This window comes from Homoserinimonas sp. A520, assembly GCF_054489245.1.
In genome coordinates this window covers 186,316-202,579 of the sequence record NZ_JBTMWX010000002.1, presented here as the reverse complement: position 1 = coordinate 202,579, position 16,264 = coordinate 186,316, and the positions used below count along the sequence as shown (strand labels likewise).

Below are 16,264 nucleotides of genomic sequence, written 5' to 3'. Positions count from 1 at the left end.
CTCGGCGGGCGGCGCGCGTACGAATTAACGTGAGCGGCTACTGGGTAGGCCAATTCTACCTGCGCGCCCGGGCTGGAATTACGGGCTAGACGCCGCGCCGCCTGTCCGCAAGCTCTTGCAGCACCTGTGCCACTTCGGGGAGGCCCGGAACGCTGAAGGTCGCATTCGTCGGGCCGGTTCCGCATTTAAGCCCGAGATCCTGCCCCGTCAACACCGCGAAAGCGTCCTCGTCGGTCACGTCATCTCCGGCGAAGAACACCGCCGTCGCACCGGAATGTTCGCGCAGCCGCTCGAGCGCGTCACCCTTGTTCGTCGATCGAACCGAGAACTCGAGAACATTGCTTCCGCGCCGGGTGGTCAGGTCCCCCAGGCTGGCGACAGCGGCCAGGGCGTGGCTGGTGGCCGATACGGCGTCATCAGCGGATGCGAGGCGGGTGTGCAGGGCGAAACCGGCCGGCTTAACCTCCACCCACACCCCGTAGAATCTGTCGGCGACCGCCTGCAGGGCCTCCCCCAGCCGACCGACGCGCCCCGTCTCATCCGCCGTCAACGTCAGTGACGGTTCAGAATCGAGCCTCACCTCGACACCGTGCGAGCCGCTGAGGAGCACACCGTCCGGCGCTTCGGAAACCTCGACCAGGCTGGCCATTGCCCGCCCCGAGATCAACGCGACGCGGGTTCTCGGCGCCTCCAGGAGCGCGAGGATCGCCTCCCTCGCCTCGGGGAGCGCACGCGCATCCGCCGGATCATCGACGAGCGGCGCCAGCGTGCCATCGAAGTCGAGGGCGACCAGCAGCGTCTCCGTACCGGCGAGGTCGGCGATCGCTTCAGTCAGCTCAGACACCGCGAGCGCCACCCAGCACCGCCAGGAACTCGGACGACCACTTGGCGACGTCGTTGTCCATCACCCGTTTGCGCAGGGAACGCATCCGCTGCCTGCGGTCGGCCGCCGGCATCTCGACGGCGCGCACGATACTGCGCTTCAGCCCGTCGATGTCGTGCGGGTTCACCAGCAGCGCCCGCTTCAGCTCATCGGATGCTCCCGCGAACTCACTGAGCACCAGCACACCGTCGTCGTCGATTCGGCTGGCGACATACTCCTTCGCGACCAGGTTCATGCCATCGCGGAGGGCGGTGACCAGCATGACGTCCGCCGCCAGGTAGAGCGCGACCATCTCTTCGCGTCCGAAACTCGTGTGGTGATAGCTGATCGGATTGTGGGCGATTGTCGCGTGATCACCGTTGATCCTGCCGACCATGAGCTCGATCTCATCCCGCAACTCCATGTAGGTGAGCACGCGTTCCCGGCTGGGGCTGGCGACCTGCACCAGGGTGACCTCGCCGACGGTCAGTTTCTCCTCCGCCAGCAGCTCACCGAACGCCTTGAGCCGGTGTCCGATGCCCTTGGTGTAGTCGAGGCGGTCAACGCCCAGGATGATCGTTTTCGGGTTACCCAGGTCGCGGCGGATCTGGCGGGCGCGCGCCTGGATCTCCGGTGTGCGGGCGAGTTCGGCATAACTGTGCGAGTCGATGGAGATCGGGAACGGCTTGGCCACGACCTTCCGGAATGGCTTGCCTTCCGGAATAGGACCGAAGGCGCGCACTCCGACCGACTCGTCGATCAGCGGAACATCGACCTGGGTGCCCTTGGTAGGAAAGCCCTTCAGCCGCCGAACCGCCTGCGTGAAGTTGTTGGCGTCCGCGGTGCGCTGGAAACCTATCACATCCGCGCCGAGCAGGCCCTCGATGATCGGGGTACGCCAGGGCAGTTGCGAGTAGATGCCGTACGGCGGGAACGGGATGTGATTGAAGAACCCGATGGTGAGGTCTGGGCGGGCCTCCCGTAGCATCTTCGGCACCAACTGCAGTTGGTAGTCCTGTACCCAGACGGTCGCGCCGTCCTCGCTGGCGGCCGCGGCGGCATCCGCAAACCGCTTGTTGACCTTCACGTAGCTGTCCCACCACTCCCGGTGGTAGGTCGGCGGCGCGATGACATCGTGGTACAACGGCCACAGGGTGCCGTTCGAGAATCCCTCGTAGTACGCCTCGATCTCGCCCTCGCTGAGCGCAACCGGCACGATGCGGATGCCCTCGCTGTCGAAAGCTTCGAGTTCGACACCGGCCTGCCCAGCCCAGCCGACCCAAGCACCGTCGTTGCCGCGCATCACAGGCTCGAGCGCGGTCACCAGGCCGCCCGGCGAATGCTTCCAGCGCGACGTGCCGTCAGGGTCGGTCACCCGGTCAACCGGCAGTCGGTTGGAAACGACGACGAACGAATGTTTCTCGTCGCTCGCTGGGGCCTTCTTCTGACTTCGTGCTGGCATGGAGCGGGGGCTTCCGTTCTCTTGGATGACGATGCGCTGGCCTCACTCAAGGCTACCCGTGCCCGCAGCCGGCGCTGGTTGCCGGCTCAGGCGGTGGCCAGCTGCATCGCTGTCGTCCTCCTGCCGCGACGGATGGCGACCAGCGCCAGGAGGGCACTGATCGTGCCGAACGCGGCGAGCGCGAGGCCCGCCCCGAGCACCGGCGCGACGCCTCCGGCGGCGATGATCGCCTGCATGCCGTCAACGGCATAGGTCAGCGGAAGCAGCGGGCTGACCCACTGGAACGGTGCCGACAGCAGCTCGATCGGGTACAGGCCACCGGTCGCGGTGACCTGCACGGCAATGGCGAACAACGAGATCACCAGGCCGGCGCGCCCCAACACCGACACGAGCAGGTGATGGAACGCGGTGAAGGCCACGGCCGTGATGGCGGCGAAGGCCAGGGTCGCCGGCAGCAGCGACCAGGCGACGCCGAGCCCGAAGTGCAGCAGCGCGACCAGCACCGCCGCTTGGGCGAGCGCGATCAGGCTGGTGCGCCGGAGGGTGTCCAGCAGCAGGCGGCCGGAGCGCGCCGTCGACGCGAGCACCCGGGCGGACAGCCGGCGTTCGATGAGGAAGATCGCCAGCGCGCCGATCCACAGGCCGAGAGGCACCAGGAAGGCGGCCAGCGCCTGGGTCGTCTCGGCCACCTCGTTGTCGCGGGTCACGTCCACGCCGACCGGGTCGGCAGCCAGCTTGGCGGATGCTTCGCGCTGGCCGTCGTCCATGGCCGGCACCTGCGCGGCTCCGCTTTCCAGCCCGGTCGCGAGTTCGCCGGCACCGGTCGCCAACTGGTCGGCTCCGGCTGCGGCCGAGTCGGCACCGATGGCCAGCCCGCCGACACCGCTGGCGATCGAGGCTGCGCCGGAGCGCAAGCCGGCCGAGCCACCGGCGAGCTGAGCGGCCGCGGATGCGCTCTGGCTGATGCCACTCTGCACTCCGTCGATGCCGCCGCTGACCTGTTGGGCCAGCGGAGGGCCGCTTGCCGCAGTGGTGGACAGCTCTCCCGAAAGGAAACCCAGGGTGCCTAGCGCGGCGCGAGCGTCGAGCGCCTCCTGGTTCGTGGGGTCTGCCGAAAGGATGGCGTCGATGGAAGCCGTAGCCGCGACTACCTGGCCGGCGATTCCATCGCTCAGTTGCTTGACACCGGAGGTGTAACTGCGCACTCCGGCTGACAGCTGGTCGAGGCCGGACGTACCGTCGCGCAGCGTTCCGAGCCCGCCGGCCAGTTGGTCAACTCCCCCAGTGTATTTCGACACCCCGGCGGCGAAGTCGGTAGCGCCGGCTCCTGCTGATGCGGCGCCGTTCGCGAGTTCGGAAAGGCCGCCACTCAAGCCGGCCGCTCCCTCGGAAAGCTGGCCGGCACCATCCGCTGCCTCCCCGAGCGCGAAGCCCAGCTCGCCCATTCCGGAAGTGATGCCGCCGATGTACTGGGCGGTGATCTCGGTGCCGAATGCGTCGGCCATGCCGGTTCCCACCGACTCGGACAGCACACCGGTGAGGTAGCTGTGGGCGTCGTCAGTCCTGATGCCGAGAACGGCCTTCTTCGGGCTGTCGCCTGACAGCGACAGGATCGAGGCCGAGAAGTCGGAGGGAATGGTGAGGATGGCATGCACCTTCCCGTCGATGAGCGCCTGTTCTGCGTCGTCGCTGTTGCTGATCGTCCAGTCGAACGAGTCGTCCGCGATGAGCTCGGTGACCAATTGGCGCCCGGCGAAGATCGGAATCTCGCTGCCGTCCGCGGCGGTCTGGTAGATCAATTCGTCCTGGTTGACCAGCGCGGCCGGGATGTTGCCTGCTGTGTCGTCGGAGTTCGCAATCGCACCGACGAACAGTCCGGCGAAGGCGAGGGGCACCAGGATGACCGCGCCAATGGCGGCCGGGCGCAGCCAGCGGCGGCCTGCGGTTGTTCGGGCGCTCATCGGAGCACTTCCCTTCTGTCGATGCTGCTGGTTTCGCTGGCGCTCAGCGCTGTGTCTTCGAGCGCTGTGTCTTCGAGCGCTGTGTCTCCGACTGCCGCTGTGGCTTCAACCGCATCGACGTCGATCGTGATGACGGGGCGTCCGACGATCAGCGGTGTCGTCGGGCGATGCGGTACACCGGTGACGATGGTCACCCGCGGGCCGGCCAGCAGCACAGCGGCCGTGATCAGTTGATCGGTTCCGGCGAAGTCGTCCGGCTGGTCGATAGAGACCACGGGTGTTCCCTCCGCGACTGCCGCCGCCACCAGCACGGTGGCCGACTCGAGGGCGTTCAGCGTCGCCATCGGCGTTCCGGCCTCGATGCGGGAAACGGCGGCACCCACGTCGGCGAGCGCAGCATTGATGGCGTGCACCCAGGAGTCAGCGTTTGCCGCGCCGCGTCGGCGGACGCCGGTCACGCGCATCCGCTCGCCCAGGAGTTGGCCGACCGTCAGCCCGTCGGCGACCCCGCTAACCTCGGTCATGGCCACGATCCGCCTCACCCGCGAGCCTTCGGATGGCAGCGGATGCCCGCCCACCTGGGCGCGGCCGGACACTGGGTCGAGGCGTCCGGCAAGCGTCGCCCCGAGCATCCGTCGCCGTGAGCGGTCGCCGATGAGCATCAAGAGAGAACCGGCCACGACCGTCACGGAGAAGGGGCCTGCTGACATTGTGGGAGTCCCGACGACCAGGTCGTCCGTGCTGATGACGGCGCGCTGCTGGTCATCCGCCCAGCCGACAGCCTCCCGATGCTCGCGGAGCTTCTCACCCTCGACGTCGGCGTGCGGCAGCAGACGGGCCAGCCAGGCCGGCATCCACCAGGCGGCGCGGCCGAACAGCGTCATCAGGGCGGGCACCAGCGTCATCCGCACAAGGAAGGCATCGAGCGCGATGCCGACCGCGAGCCCGAGGGCGATCGGCTTGATCATCCCCGCACCCTCCGGAACGAACGCGAAGAAGACGAAGAACATGATGAGCGCCGCCGCGGTGACCACTCGTGCGCCGTTGGTGAAGCCCCGTTCGACAGCGAACCGTGCGTTCCCGGTACGCACGAACTCCTCCCGCATCCCGGACACCAGGAACACCTGGTAGTCCATAGCCAGACCGAACAGCACCGCCATCAGGATGATCGGCATGAAACTCAGGATCGGTCCCGGCTGCTCGACGTGGATGAGCTCGGCGAACCAACCCCACTGGAAGACCGCGACGACCACGCCGAAGGATGCGACCACTGACAGCAGGAACCCGAGCGCCGCCTTGACCGGCACCAGCACCGACCGGAACACCATCATCAACAGCACGATCGACAGGCCGACCACGATGAGGCCGAACGGGATGAGGGCATCCGTCAACCGCTTGGAGATGTCGATGCCGATCGCGGTGTAGCCGGTGACGGAGACGGGCGTGTCGTACTCCGCTTCGAGCTCGGGGGCGAGGTCGCGGATCGACTGCACCAGCACCTTGGTCTCGGCCGAGTCGGGCACACTGTCGGGCACCACCTGGATGATGGCGGTGTCGAGGCCTTCGTCCGGGATGCCCTGACTGACTTCTGCGACGTTGTCCAGGGTTTCGAGCTCGCCCGCGATGGCCTCCAGGTCGCCCAGGATGTCGGTCGTCTGCGTGATGTCGATCGCGACGACCAATGGACCGTTGTAGCCGGGCCCGAACCCTTCGGTGATGAGGTCGTAAGCCTTGCGCTGCGTCGAATCGACCGCCTCCGAGCCGTTGTCCGGCAGGTTGAGGTCGAGGCTCGCTGCGGGGATCGCGAGCACGCCGAGGATGATGATCACGGCGGCGGATGCCAGCAGCGGCACCTTCATGACAACGCGCACCCAGCGCCGGCCGAGCGACGGCTTGCCCGCCTCGTCCATGTTGGCGAGCGCACGCCGCTGCCCGCGTGAGCCTTCCTTCGGTGCCAGTCGGGCACCGGCGAGCCCGAGCAGCGCCGGCAGGAGCGTGGTGGCAACGCCGATGGCGATCAGCACGGCGAATGCCGCGCCGATTCCCATGATGCTGAGGAACGGGATGCCGACCACCAACAGCCCGAGAAGGGCGATGATTACGGTCACCCCGGCGAAAACCACGGCACTGCCTGCCGTGCCGACCGCCATGGCGGCGGACTCCTCCGGCTCTTCCCCCCGCGCGAGCTGGTCGCGGTGCCGCGACAGGATGAACAGCGCGTAGTCGATCCCGACGGCCAGGCCGATCATCAGCGCCAGCAGCGGCGCGGAATTGGAAACGGTCGTGAACGCGGAGACGCCGATGATCCCGCCGATGACGATTCCGACACCGACCAGGGCGCTCAGCAGGGGCATTCCGGCCGCCATCAGCGAGCCGAAGGTGATGACCAGCACCACGCCGGCGAACAGCACGCCGATCATCTCGGTGACGGTCACGCCGAAGGTGCTCTGCTGGAACACCTGCCCGCCGAACTCGATGTCGAGCCCTGCGTTCTCACCGATCGCGGCGGTGGCGGTCAGCCCCTGCAACTGGCCGTCCGTGACATCCGCTGAGCCGTGATCGAACTGGATCTGGGTCTTCGCGATCCGGCCATCGTCGCTGACCGCGGTTCCGGCGTACTCGTCGAAGGGGGTCAGCACGCTGTTGATGCCATCAATGCGGCGGATGTCCGCGGCCATCTCCTCGATCGCCTCGCGATACTCCGGATCGTCGACGGATGCGCCGGCCGGCGCGACGCTGACCACCTGGGCGCTGGCACCGGCCACCTGCGGGAACACCGATTCGAGTCGGTCGAGCGCGCTCTGCGACTCGGTGCCGGGGATGGCGAACGATTCCTGCATCTGGCCGCCCAGCGCGAACCCACCGCCGAGGATGGCGAGCAGTGCGAGCATCCAGGCGCCGATGACAAGCCAGGCACGACGGTAGGCGAACCGCCCGAGGCGGTAGAGGAGGGTGGCCACGGTTACTCCTGGGTTGCTTGTTTTGTTGCGACCGGAACCAGAAGCTCGGTCATGATGGTGACGAGGGCGACGCGGATCTCCTCGATGGGCGGCCCCGTGATCTCGAGGCTGCGCATAGTGCAGAGCATGTAGGCCGCGCCACCCAGGGCGATGCCGAAGCGCATCTGTTCCTCCGTGTCGGCAACCGCCGTCGAGAAGTACTCCGCCAGGCGCATGACGAGGGCGTTGGCCCGGTCGACCACGGGAACATCGACGAGCGATGGCCCCTGGTTGATGAACAGGTTCACCTCGAGGCGGTGCTCGAGCAGGAAGTCGACGAACCCGACGATGAACTCGCCGCGGCGTTCGGCGGTGAGGGGCTGCGCTGAGGTGGTGTCGAGGATGGCGCCCATCCGGTCGATTGCCGGGCCGATCGCCGCCTCGAGCAGTGCCTCCTTGGAGGCGTAGTGGTAGAGCACGCTCGACTTGGAGAGCCCCGCCAGTTCGGCGATGCGCGCCAGGGAGGTTCCGGCGTATCCAGCCGTGGCGAACTCGGCGAGTGCGATCGTCTTGAGGTCGGAGGCGCTGGACATGGAATCCACCATACCTGACCGATCGGTCAGGCTCTGACCGATCGGTCAGAATAGGGACGGTTTCACAGGGCTTCCTCAGCTTTCGGCACCACCGCACACGGGCGGGTACCGTTGACACGAACATTCCACCGGAAACCAGGAGGGCTCATGAGAAAGTTTCTGTTCAGTGGAACCGTGATCAGCGCTCTGTTCGGCGCGGGGACCGTGGTCAAGGCGACCAAACAGGGACCGCACGACTGGCGCTTGATCCTGATGTGGGTCGGCTGGGCATGCACGCTCGCCGTCGCCGTCGGCACGGTCGTCAAACAGGCCCAAACCGGCAACGAGATAAAGGAGTAGACATGCGCAACTTCGACTGGGGCCACCGTGTTGCCCACCTGATGGGCGGGATCATCGAGGCTCTCATCATCCTCGTTGCCGTCGCCGTGCTGGCAGCGGTCGTCTTCCTGCTGGTGCGCTACCTCCTCGTCGCCACCAGGGCCGCGCAACTCTACGTCGACCAGCATGAGCCCCCGCGCTCACGCCGCGACGGCTACGGCTCGGGCCCAGGCTCCGGCCCTGGTTCGCCCGGTGACGCAGCTCCGAGTGCGCCGATGGGCGGCGGAGCAACGTCGACCGTTGCACCCGCCACGACTCCCGTCACCTCTCCGGCCAGTTCTTCCACTTCTTCCGCGACTTCTTCCGTGACGAAGCCCGCAACCAAGCCGGCCACTGCACCCACCGTGCCAGCCGATGCGGCATCCGCAAGCGGTGACGTCACCAAGCCGACCCCGACACGGGCGAAGTCTGCGCCGAAATCGGGGACCAAGCCGGCCACCACGCCCGTCACCAAGCCGGCTACGACACCCGCGACCAAGCCGGTAACCAAGCCGCGGACCCCGAAGACACCGCCCAGCGTGTAGCAGCAGGAGACCAGCTCAGCGCTCGACCGGCGGGACCGTGCCGATCGGCCCGGTGAATTGCTGACCCCGACCGGACTCGTCACCGCTGAACAGCGCGGACTCGTCAGCCGAACCCGTGGCGCCCCTGGCCCGACGCAGTTCCGGCTCTGCCTCGACCAGTTGCACGCGGGAGCGTGGAATCGACTGCGGACTCGTCTCGTGCAGCCAAGTGATCATCTCTTCGCGAACGAGGCAGCGCAGGTCGAACAGTTTGCCGGCGTCGAGCGCGCTGACCAGGATGCGCACGCGCACCTGGCCGCCGACAGCATCCGTGATCTGCAGCACGCCGACCCGCTGGTCCCACAGTTCGGACGATTCGAGGATGCGGTGCAGTTCGTGGCGCATCTGGGCTGGCGTCACCCGCCAGTCCAGGTCGAATTCCACCGAGCCGAGCAATTCCGAGTTGCGCCTTGTCCAGTTCTCGAACGGGGTTGTTGTGAAGAATGTGGAAGGCACGACCATCCGCCGGTCGTCCCAGATGTGCACGGCGACGTAGGTGAGCGTGATCTCTTCGATCCTGCCCCACTCCCCCTCGACGATGACCACGTCATCGACGCGGATGGCGTCGCTGAAGGCCAACTGCATTCCGGCGAAGACGTTGGCGAGGGTCGACTGTGCTGCCAGGCCGGCGATGATGCTGATCAGGCCGGCGGATGCGAGGAGGCTCGCCCCGGCAGCGCTGGCGCCAGGGAAAGTCAGCAGGATCGCTCCCACGGCGATGATCACGGTCGCCACGACGGTCAGGCGGCGAATGATCAGCACCTGGGTGCGTACCCGGCGCGCCACCCGGTTGTCCGGGACGTCCACCCGGAACCGGTGGAGCCACAGGTCTTCGAAGAAGATCGCCAGCGAACAGGCGAACCAGGCACCCAGGGCAATGGTGACGATCAGGAACAGGTGCGAGATGACATCCTGTGCTCCGAACTCCGGCGCGTACGCCGCGAAGGCGATCCAGAACAGCACGCAGACCAGCAGCAGGCGGAATGGGAGGCGGGAGCGGGCGATGAGTTGACGCGCCCAGACCGCTCGCCGAGCGGCCAGTCGCAGACTGAGCGCAGCGACGGCGGTGAGGATGACGGCGGCGATCAGGGCACTGCCGAGAGCGACCAGGAAGAGGACCCAGGGATCGGAAAGCATCGATCCATCGTGACACGATCCCAATGGCCTACGCACGGCTTCCATACAGGCAACGCACAGCCTCGCGGGGCGCTCATCAGAGCAATCTTCGAAGAACGCCTCCGATCGCTGGCGTGTCGCCGATATAGTGCCGTACAGTGGCGGCGAGGTGAGGGTCGGAATGCAGGTTTCGGGGAGAGCCATCGGGCGGGTTTTCACCCAGCCGGTCGCCCCACCACGCAAATTTCGCGGGGCCATCGACGCCGCTCTCACTCTTGCTCTCGGTTCGGTTTGCGCCTTCGCGCTGACTCTGGGCCCGGCGCCTTTGAACACGGTCGCCGCGTCTTCGGCCGCAGCTGCGTCGTTCGCCGGACACTTCGGTCCCTCGGCACAGTCGGGGCTGCTTCCTGCGGAAGTGGATGACTCGGACGGGTCGTCGAGCAACTCGGGCAGTGAGCAGGATGAAGGTTCGCCAACGGTCGATGACTCGTCGACGACTCAGACTCCCGCCGAGTCCTCGGCACAGGTGACCTCACCGGGTGCCGCCAAGAAGGCCGAGAAGACTCAGCCGAAGGTCCCTGGCCCGCTTCCGCACGCTGAGACGACTGTGCCGCCTCCGCGCGCTTCCGTTCTGGATCCGCTGGTGCAGGCCCAGAACGTGCCCAGCCCTCCGCAGGGTGTCGCGGGCTCTGCAGTTGTGAGCATTATGGAGTCGTTCCGTGTCGCGTCCGGTCTCGCGGCTTTCGTCGCAGCGGATGCCTGCACTCGGCCCACTCTCCACGCCACTGTGACGGTGGGCGCCAATGGCGCTTTCGCACCGGGTGAGGCGAAGATGTCGCTTGCACCCGACCCGGCGCACGCCACGGTTGGTATCAGCGCCGGGTCGTTGTCCGTGACCGTCTACGCCTGCGAGTAGTAGCTACCGGATTCCCCGCTGGTTGAGCCTGCGCTGCACTCCGCTGCTTGAGCCCGTCGAAACCGACCGAGCCTTCGGGGTTCCGCGTGGTGGGCAGAGTGTGGGCAGAGTTCTACCCCGTAGCTTTGCGTGGCTTTCGTTCTTGTCGTTCTCGGTCTCGCCGTTCTTGTTCTTGTTGTTCTCGTTGGAGGTCGGCGAGGGCGGCGGATTTGTGCGGCATCAGCCGGGGGGTGCGGGTGGGGTCGATGTTGGCGGGTGGGTGTAACCAGTAGGTGCCGCCGGTGCGGGTGATTTCCCAGTGGTTGTTGTGCAGGAGCATGTGGTGGTGTCGGCAGAGCAGAATCCCGTCGGCCAGGTCGGTTGTGCCGTGGTCGCGTTTCCACTGGTGGATGTGGTGGGCTTCTGCCCAGGTGGCGGGGCTGGTGCAGCCGGGCCACCGGCAGCCGCCGTCCCTAGCGGCCAGGCCGATGCGTTGCAGGGCACTGTAGAGGCGTTGTTCCCGCCCCAAATCGATGCATTGCCCGTCCCGGTCGAAGCTGACCGGTACCATCCCGGACTCACACAGATGCCTCTCCACCGTTTCGATCGATACCGGGGTGGTCTGGCCTTCGATCCGGCCATGCCCGCGACGGCCTGATCCGGCAGCGCCGTCGGCGTCGTCGGTGGGCTCGGCGGGGTCGCCGGGTTCGGCGGCGCTGTCGAGGGTGGTGCCGGTGACCAGGACTCGGACGGCGGGTCGGCGGGCGCCGAGCACGGAGCGGGTGGCGGTTTTCGCGTCGGTGTCGGCCCCGATCCGCAGCACGGCCATGAACCCGTCGAAGGAGAGTTGTTCGATGCTGCGCGGGTCGGCCTCGATCGCCTCATCGTGGGCTTTCGCGGTGACATCCACCATCCGGGGACCGCCCCGGCGGGGAGAGGTCAGGGAATCGTAGATGGAGTCGAGGTAGGCGGCGTTCTCCGGATCGGCCAGCATCGTGTAGACGGTCATCCCATCACCGCGCCGGTACCGTTTGAAGGATCGGGCCTGGTGCCGGGCGCGTTCCCGGTCGGCGATGCCCGCCTCATCCAACTCATCCCGCAGGCTCCTCGCCCGATCCAGCAACTGGTCGGCATTCAACGAATCCGCTACCCGGGCATCCGGGTCGGCCGAGTCGAGACCGCTGGGGCTGGCCAGTTCAACGAGTTGGGCGGCGGCTTCGGCCAGCAGCTCGGCGGTGATGTCCTCCGTCGGGACCCCCAGCCCGAGTCGGATCGCCTCGCCCGCCTCCATCGACAACACCCCGGCGGCCACCGCCCGGCCGACCGGGGCCAGCCACGGTTGGGTCAACTCCGGGGAGACTTTGCCGGTGTGTTCGGCTTCGGTGATCAGTTCGGCTTCGTGGATGATCCCGCCGGTGCGCACCAGCTTCGCCGCCTCCCGGGAGGTGGACCGGTCAAATGCTGCACCAGTTTCTCCGGAGTGCGAAACCCACCCTTCTGCGCCAAACCCTGATAGCCGAGCTCGTAACTGGAGCGGCGGGCGATCTCCCCGGCGGTGGCGGCGAGGGAGGGCTCCAGTTGCCGGGTGATGTCAGCGAACAGGGCCGGGATGGCCAACAGTTCCTCTTCGGGCAGGCCGGCCAGGGTCGCCGAATCCCGCGGCAGTATCGCGGCGGCTGCCGCGATGCTGCTGAGGGAATCGGTGAACTGGGACATGCCACAATTCTCCCACATTCGAAGGTTTATTCGAGTGAATGTGCGTAGTTCTTCTCCACAGATTTGTTGTGGATAAAGGGAAGCGAGCGGGTTGTGGAGGAGAAGACGAGATGCGAACCTCGGCGGGTTTCGACAAGCTCAACCAGCGAAAAACAAGCTCAACCAGCACAAGCCGCCCTCCGACTCAACCAGCGGGAGCGCGCCGCGCGCCGGAAACGCAAGAAGGCCCGCACCATTCGGCGCGGGCCTCCTCGTTGAATACGGTGACTAGCTGGTGAGCGTGTCCACGTAGTCCTGGTTCTCGGCGATCCAGTCGGCGACGATGGTCTCGTACTCGCTCGCCTCTGCACCGCTGTTGTACATCGCGTTCTCCAGCGAGTACAGCAGTTCGGAGTCCAGCTCCCAGTTCTCGATCCATCCGGTCAGCTCGGGGAAGTCATCCGCGAACCCGGTACGGGCGATGGAGTGGATTTCCTCCGCGTCGCCGAGGGTGCCCTCAGGGTCCTTGAGGTCCTTGATCGGGAACTCGTCGTAGGCCCAGTGCGGACGCCACAGGGTGACGGCGATGTTCTCGCCGGCATCCAGCGCCGCCTTGAGTTCAGCCAGCATCGCCGGTGTCGACGAGGTGACGAACTCCATGCCGTCCAGACCGTAGGCCGGGATGGTGCCGTCGGCCACTGCAGCGGTCAGTCCGGCACCGGGCTCAATGCCGACGATGCGGTTGCCGAACTCATCGGCGTGCTCGGCCAGCTCATCGAGCGAGTCGATCGGCGCGTCCTCGTTCACGGCCATGGTCAGCACGGCGTCATTGTTCCAGGACCCGAGGTCTTCCAGGTCGGCGCCGAATTTCTTCATATAGTCCGCATGGGTCAGCGGCAGCCATCCGTCGAATGCCACGTCGTAGTCACCAGTGCTGAGGCCTGCGAAAACAGGGCCTGCGTCTGCGTACTCCAGGGTTACGTCGTAACCCTTCTCCTCGAGCACTGCCTTCCACAGGTATGAGGCGGCCTCGCCCTCCGGCCATCCGTTGAACACGCCAACGGTCAGTGACTTCTGGTCACCGGAGTCTCCGCTTCCGGCGTCGTTGGACTCCGGGGTTCCTGCGCACGCGGTCAGGCCGAGCAGTGCCACTGCTCCGACCGCGATGGTCGTCATAAAGCGCTTCTTCATACTGTTTCCTTTCCACCCGATGCTGTGACCCGGGCGATTGGTGGTTGTGCATTGTCCATCGGGGACGACTCAGTGGCCTCCCCGGTGGCGGACTTTGCGTTCTCGGCCGACGTGGCGTCGGTCGAAGATCTGAGGGTGGTGTTGCGGGTCGCGTTCTTGCGCCCAGCACCAAGGCTCGCGGTGAGCCGGTCGAGGATGATCGCGAGAATCACGACGGCAAGTCCCGCTTCGAATCCGAGCCCGACGTCGATGCGGCTCAGCGCCTGGATGATCGGCTTACCAAGACCCGGTGCACCGACCATGCTGGCGATGACCACCATGGACAGCGAAAGCATGATGACCTGGTTGACACCGGCCATGATGCTGGGCCGTGCCAGCGGAAGCTGGATCTGGGCGAGGATGCGACGCGGTGACGAACCGAAGGCGTGTCCAGCTTCGACAACCTCCTTGTCGACCCCCCGGATGCCTAGCTCGGTCAGGCGGACGCCTGGCGCCATGGAGAAAGCGATGGTCGCAACAATGCCGGGTACCACTCCGACGCGAAACAGGATGATCGCAGGAATCAAGTACACGAACGCCGGCATAGTCTGCAGGAAGTCGAGCACCGGTTTGATGGCCTGCGATACCCGGTCGGACCGTGCCGCCCAGATGCCCAGCGGGATGCTGATGACGACGGCGATGAAGGCTGACACGATGGTGAGTGCCAGCGTGTCCATGGCGTTCTCCCACTGGTTCACCGACATGATGACGAGTAGGCCGACGCCGACGCCGACGCCGAATCGCCAACCTCGCACGTACCAGGACAGCCCGGCGAGAACTACGATGATGGCCCAGAAGGGCGGCGTCACGAAGAGCCAGTCGGCAGCGTCATACAGGCCGTTGAAGATGCTGCGGATGAAGTCGAACAGGAACCCGAGGTTCTCGGTCACCCAGTCCACGGCCACCTTGACCCACTGGCCGAGCGGCAGGCGGAAGAAGTCGTCGCTCACAGTGATGCCCCCTTCATGTGGGCATCTTCAGCAGCAGCGGCGGCGCTGAGGGCGGAGACGCGAAGCGTCTCGCTGATGACGTTGACCGGGATGGTCGGTGGTGGCTCGATGGCCGGCGTCTCTCCGGTGTTGGTAGACACGTTGCCGACGGCAGCCAGCAGGGTGACCCTGGGGATGACCCCGATCAGCCGGTTGTTCTCGTCGACGACCGCAATGGGCAGCGGGCTTTCCACCGATACTTCGTACAGGTCGGCGAGGGCGACGTCGCCGGTGACGGATGCCACGGGCTCGGTCACAGCGGACAGGTCGGTCTCCCCCGCCTTCACCTGACGCATGACGTCTTTGTCGCGAACGGCGCCGATCAGGGTTCGCCCACGACCGACCACCAGCGCGGCCGACGTCTGCAGGTCGCGCATCTCGCGAAGTGCTGCGCGCGGCCCGGCCGTCACCGAGACGACGGAGCGTGCCGGTTCCATGGCGCTGGAAGCCGTCAGCACCCTGGCGCGATCCACATCCTGCACGAACTGGGCGACGTAGTCGTTGGCGGGGTCGGTGAGGATGTCCTCGGGGGTGCCGATCTGCACGATGCGCCCGTCGCGCATGACGGCGATCCGGTCGCCCAGGAACATGGCCTCGTTGAGGTCGTGGGTGATGAAGATGATGGTCTTGCCGAGGTCGGCCTGCAACTCGACGAGCTGTTCCTGCATTTCGCGGCGGATGAGCGGGTCGAGCGCGGAGAACGCTTCGTCCATCAGCAGCACGTCGGTGTCGGTCGCGAGCGCGCGGGCCAGGCCGACACGCTGCTTCATCCCGCCGGACAGCTCTGAGGGGAGGCTGTCAGCCCAGCCCTCCAGCCCGACGAGCGTGATGATCTTGCGTGCGCGCTCGAGCCGTTCCTGGCGAGCGATGCCCTGGATCTCCAGCCCGTACGCAACGTTGTCGATGACGGTGCGGTGCGGAAGCAGTGCGAAGTGCTGGAACACCATGGAGACATCCCGACGGCGGATGTCACGGAGTTGCTTCGCCGGTACGCCCGTCACCTGCTTGCCAGCGATGGTGACGGAGCCGGAGGTTACCTCGAGAAGGCCGTTCAGCATCCGGATCAGTGTCGACTTCCCGGAGCCGGATAGCCCCATGACGACGAAGATCTCGCCCTTCTTCACTTCGAATGAGGTGTCGATCACGGCTGCGGTTCCGAGGGAGGAGACGTCCTGCCTGCTGGCACCGGCCTCAAGCTGGGTCACTGCGTCTTTGGCCCGTCGGCCGAAGACTTTGTAAAGTTTGTCTGCCTTGACGGCAATGGTTTCGGTCATGTGATCTCCGGCACGCCAACGCAACCGAACTCAGGCTGGTGGGTGCTCACACTCACGGACGGGAGGGCTGTGACTGCACGTGGCACCCTAGACGGGTGCGGGCTGGCGCGAACATCGGGATCGCCGCCATCAGAGCTTCACCGTACGTCCGCGCGGAGTTCCTAGGGCTCTCCGCGGGGCCGCGTCCTGATTAAGAGGTCGTAAAACCGTGTTCTAACCTAACAGGTGAACTGCTCATTTTCTGGGTCAGGTCCGTACTGACGGCTACGTAACCCGGCCGATCGCTGCCATACCGGGCGATATACCG

14 protein-coding genes are annotated in these 16,264 nt (G+C 66.3%); 3 read left to right on the top strand and 11 right to left on the bottom strand.

Annotation, left to right across the window (positions count from 1 at the left end; translation table 11 throughout):
* Window positions 1-85: 85 nt before the first annotated feature.
* From otsB to ACX3PH_RS05445, 5 genes are all read right to left on the bottom strand, one after another.
* Window positions 86-844 carry a trehalose-phosphatase gene (gene otsB, locus ACX3PH_RS05465; RefSeq protein WP_459090222.1) on the bottom strand — a complete coding sequence of 253 codons (759 nt, stop codon included), beginning with the start codon at window positions 842-844 and terminating at the stop codon, window positions 86-88.
* On the bottom strand, window positions 837-2,324 hold the full coding sequence (locus ACX3PH_RS05460; protein WP_459090220.1) for an alpha,alpha-trehalose-phosphate synthase (UDP-forming): 1,488 nt from the start codon (window positions 2,322-2,324) through the stop codon (window positions 837-839). The genes otsB and ACX3PH_RS05460 overlap by 8 nt, the downstream gene beginning before the upstream one ends.
* Before the next feature lie 86 nt (window positions 2,325-2,410).
* The gene (locus ACX3PH_RS05455; protein WP_459090218.1) at window positions 2,411-4,285 is read right to left on the bottom strand and encodes a YhgE/Pip family protein; all 1,875 of its coding nucleotides are present in this window, start codon (window positions 4,283-4,285) and stop codon (window positions 2,411-2,413) included.
* On the bottom strand, window positions 4,282-7,245 hold the full coding sequence (locus tag ACX3PH_RS05450; RefSeq protein WP_459090216.1) for an MMPL family transporter: 2,964 nt from the start codon (window positions 7,243-7,245) through the stop codon (window positions 4,282-4,284). The genes ACX3PH_RS05455 and ACX3PH_RS05450 overlap by 4 nt, the downstream gene beginning before the upstream one ends.
* A gap of 2 nt (window positions 7,246-7,247) precedes the next feature.
* Complete coding sequence (locus ACX3PH_RS05445) at window positions 7,248-7,817, bottom strand: TetR/AcrR family transcriptional regulator (RefSeq protein ID WP_459090214.1); 570 nt, start codon at window positions 7,815-7,817, stop codon at window positions 7,248-7,250.
* A gap of 147 nt (window positions 7,818-7,964) precedes the next feature.
* On the opposite strand from ACX3PH_RS05445, the gene ACX3PH_RS05440 reads away from it, so the two are divergent.
* Together ACX3PH_RS05440 and ACX3PH_RS05435 are read left to right on the top strand one after the other, a co-directional pair.
* Window positions 7,965-8,156 carry a hypothetical protein gene (locus ACX3PH_RS05440; protein ID WP_459090212.1) on the top strand — a complete coding sequence of 64 codons (192 nt, stop codon included), beginning with the start codon at window positions 7,965-7,967 and terminating at the stop codon, window positions 8,154-8,156.
* 2 nt (window positions 8,157-8,158) lie between these two features.
* Window positions 8,159-8,719 (top strand): hypothetical protein, encoded by a 561-nt coding sequence (locus tag ACX3PH_RS05435; RefSeq protein WP_459090210.1) that lies wholly within the window; start codon window positions 8,159-8,161, stop codon window positions 8,717-8,719.
* A 15-nt stretch (window positions 8,720-8,734) separates the two neighbouring features.
* Here ACX3PH_RS05435 and ACX3PH_RS05430 read toward each other — a convergent pair whose 3' ends face one another.
* Window positions 8,735-9,895, bottom strand: a complete 1,161-nt coding sequence (locus ACX3PH_RS05430; RefSeq protein ID WP_459090208.1) for a mechanosensitive ion channel family protein — start codon at window positions 9,893-9,895, stop codon at window positions 8,735-8,737.
* A 394-nt stretch (window positions 9,896-10,289) separates the two neighbouring features.
* Between ACX3PH_RS05430 and ACX3PH_RS05425 the strand changes: the two genes are divergently transcribed.
* Entirely contained in the window at window positions 10,290-10,790 is a 501-nt protein-coding gene (locus ACX3PH_RS05425) for a hypothetical protein (RefSeq protein ID WP_459090206.1), read from the top strand.
* Window positions 10,791-10,902: 112 nt separating this feature from the next.
* Here the strand turns inward: ACX3PH_RS05425 and ACX3PH_RS05420 are convergent, their stop codons facing one another.
* From ACX3PH_RS05420 to ACX3PH_RS05400, 5 genes are all read right to left on the bottom strand, one after another.
* The gene (locus tag ACX3PH_RS05420) at window positions 10,903-12,192 is read right to left on the bottom strand and encodes an HNH endonuclease signature motif containing protein (protein ID WP_459090204.1); all 1,290 of its coding nucleotides are present in this window, start codon (window positions 12,190-12,192) and stop codon (window positions 10,903-10,905) included.
* Window positions 12,156-12,485 carry a hypothetical protein gene (locus ACX3PH_RS05415; RefSeq protein WP_459090202.1) on the bottom strand — a complete coding sequence of 110 codons (330 nt, stop codon included), beginning with the start codon at window positions 12,483-12,485 and terminating at the stop codon, window positions 12,156-12,158. Before ACX3PH_RS05415 ends, ACX3PH_RS05420 begins: the two co-directional genes overlap by 37 nt.
* Window positions 12,486-12,752: 267 nt before the next feature.
* Complete coding sequence (locus tag ACX3PH_RS05410; RefSeq protein WP_459090200.1) at window positions 12,753-13,655, bottom strand: glycine betaine ABC transporter substrate-binding protein; 903 nt, start codon at window positions 13,653-13,655, stop codon at window positions 12,753-12,755.
* Entirely contained in the window at window positions 13,652-14,644 is a 993-nt protein-coding gene (locus tag ACX3PH_RS05405; RefSeq protein WP_459090198.1) for an ABC transporter permease, read from the bottom strand. Before ACX3PH_RS05405 ends, ACX3PH_RS05410 begins: the two co-directional genes overlap by 4 nt.
* Window positions 14,641-15,957, bottom strand: a complete 1,317-nt coding sequence (locus tag ACX3PH_RS05400) for a quaternary amine ABC transporter ATP-binding protein (RefSeq protein WP_459090196.1) — start codon at window positions 15,955-15,957, stop codon at window positions 14,641-14,643. Before ACX3PH_RS05400 ends, ACX3PH_RS05405 begins: the two co-directional genes overlap by 4 nt.
* Between the last annotated feature and the right edge of the window lie 307 nt (window positions 15,958-16,264).

What these genes read in the sequence shown, in the direction of transcription:
- ACX3PH_RS05460 (WP_459090220.1), bottom strand. Translation starts at nt 2,324, where the DNA reads ATGCCAGCACGAAGTCAGAAGAAGGCCCCAGCGAGCGACGAGAAACAT.
- ACX3PH_RS05455 (WP_459090218.1), bottom strand. Translation starts at nt 4,285, where the DNA reads ATGAGCGCCCGAACAACCGCAGGCCGCCGCTGGCTGCGCCCGGCCGCC.
- ACX3PH_RS05445 (WP_459090214.1), bottom strand. Translation starts at nt 7,817, where the DNA reads ATGTCCAGCGCCTCCGACCTCAAGACGATCGCACTCGCCGAGTTCGCC.
- ACX3PH_RS05440 (WP_459090212.1), top strand. Translation starts at nt 7,965, where the DNA reads ATGAGAAAGTTTCTGTTCAGTGGAACCGTGATCAGCGCTCTGTTCGGC.
- ACX3PH_RS05435 (WP_459090210.1), top strand. Translation starts at nt 8,159, where the DNA reads ATGCGCAACTTCGACTGGGGCCACCGTGTTGCCCACCTGATGGGCGGG.
- ACX3PH_RS05430 (WP_459090208.1), bottom strand. Translation starts at nt 9,895, where the DNA reads ATGCTTTCCGATCCCTGGGTCCTCTTCCTGGTCGCTCTCGGCAGTGCC.
- ACX3PH_RS05415 (WP_459090202.1), bottom strand. Translation starts at nt 12,485, where the DNA reads ATGTCCCAGTTCACCGATTCCCTCAGCAGCATCGCGGCAGCCGCCGCG.
- ACX3PH_RS05410 (WP_459090200.1), bottom strand. Translation starts at nt 13,655, where the DNA reads ATGAAGAAGCGCTTTATGACGACCATCGCGGTCGGAGCAGTGGCACTG.
- ACX3PH_RS05400 (WP_459090196.1), bottom strand. Translation starts at nt 15,957, where the DNA reads ATGACCGAAACCATTGCCGTCAAGGCAGACAAACTTTACAAAGTCTTC.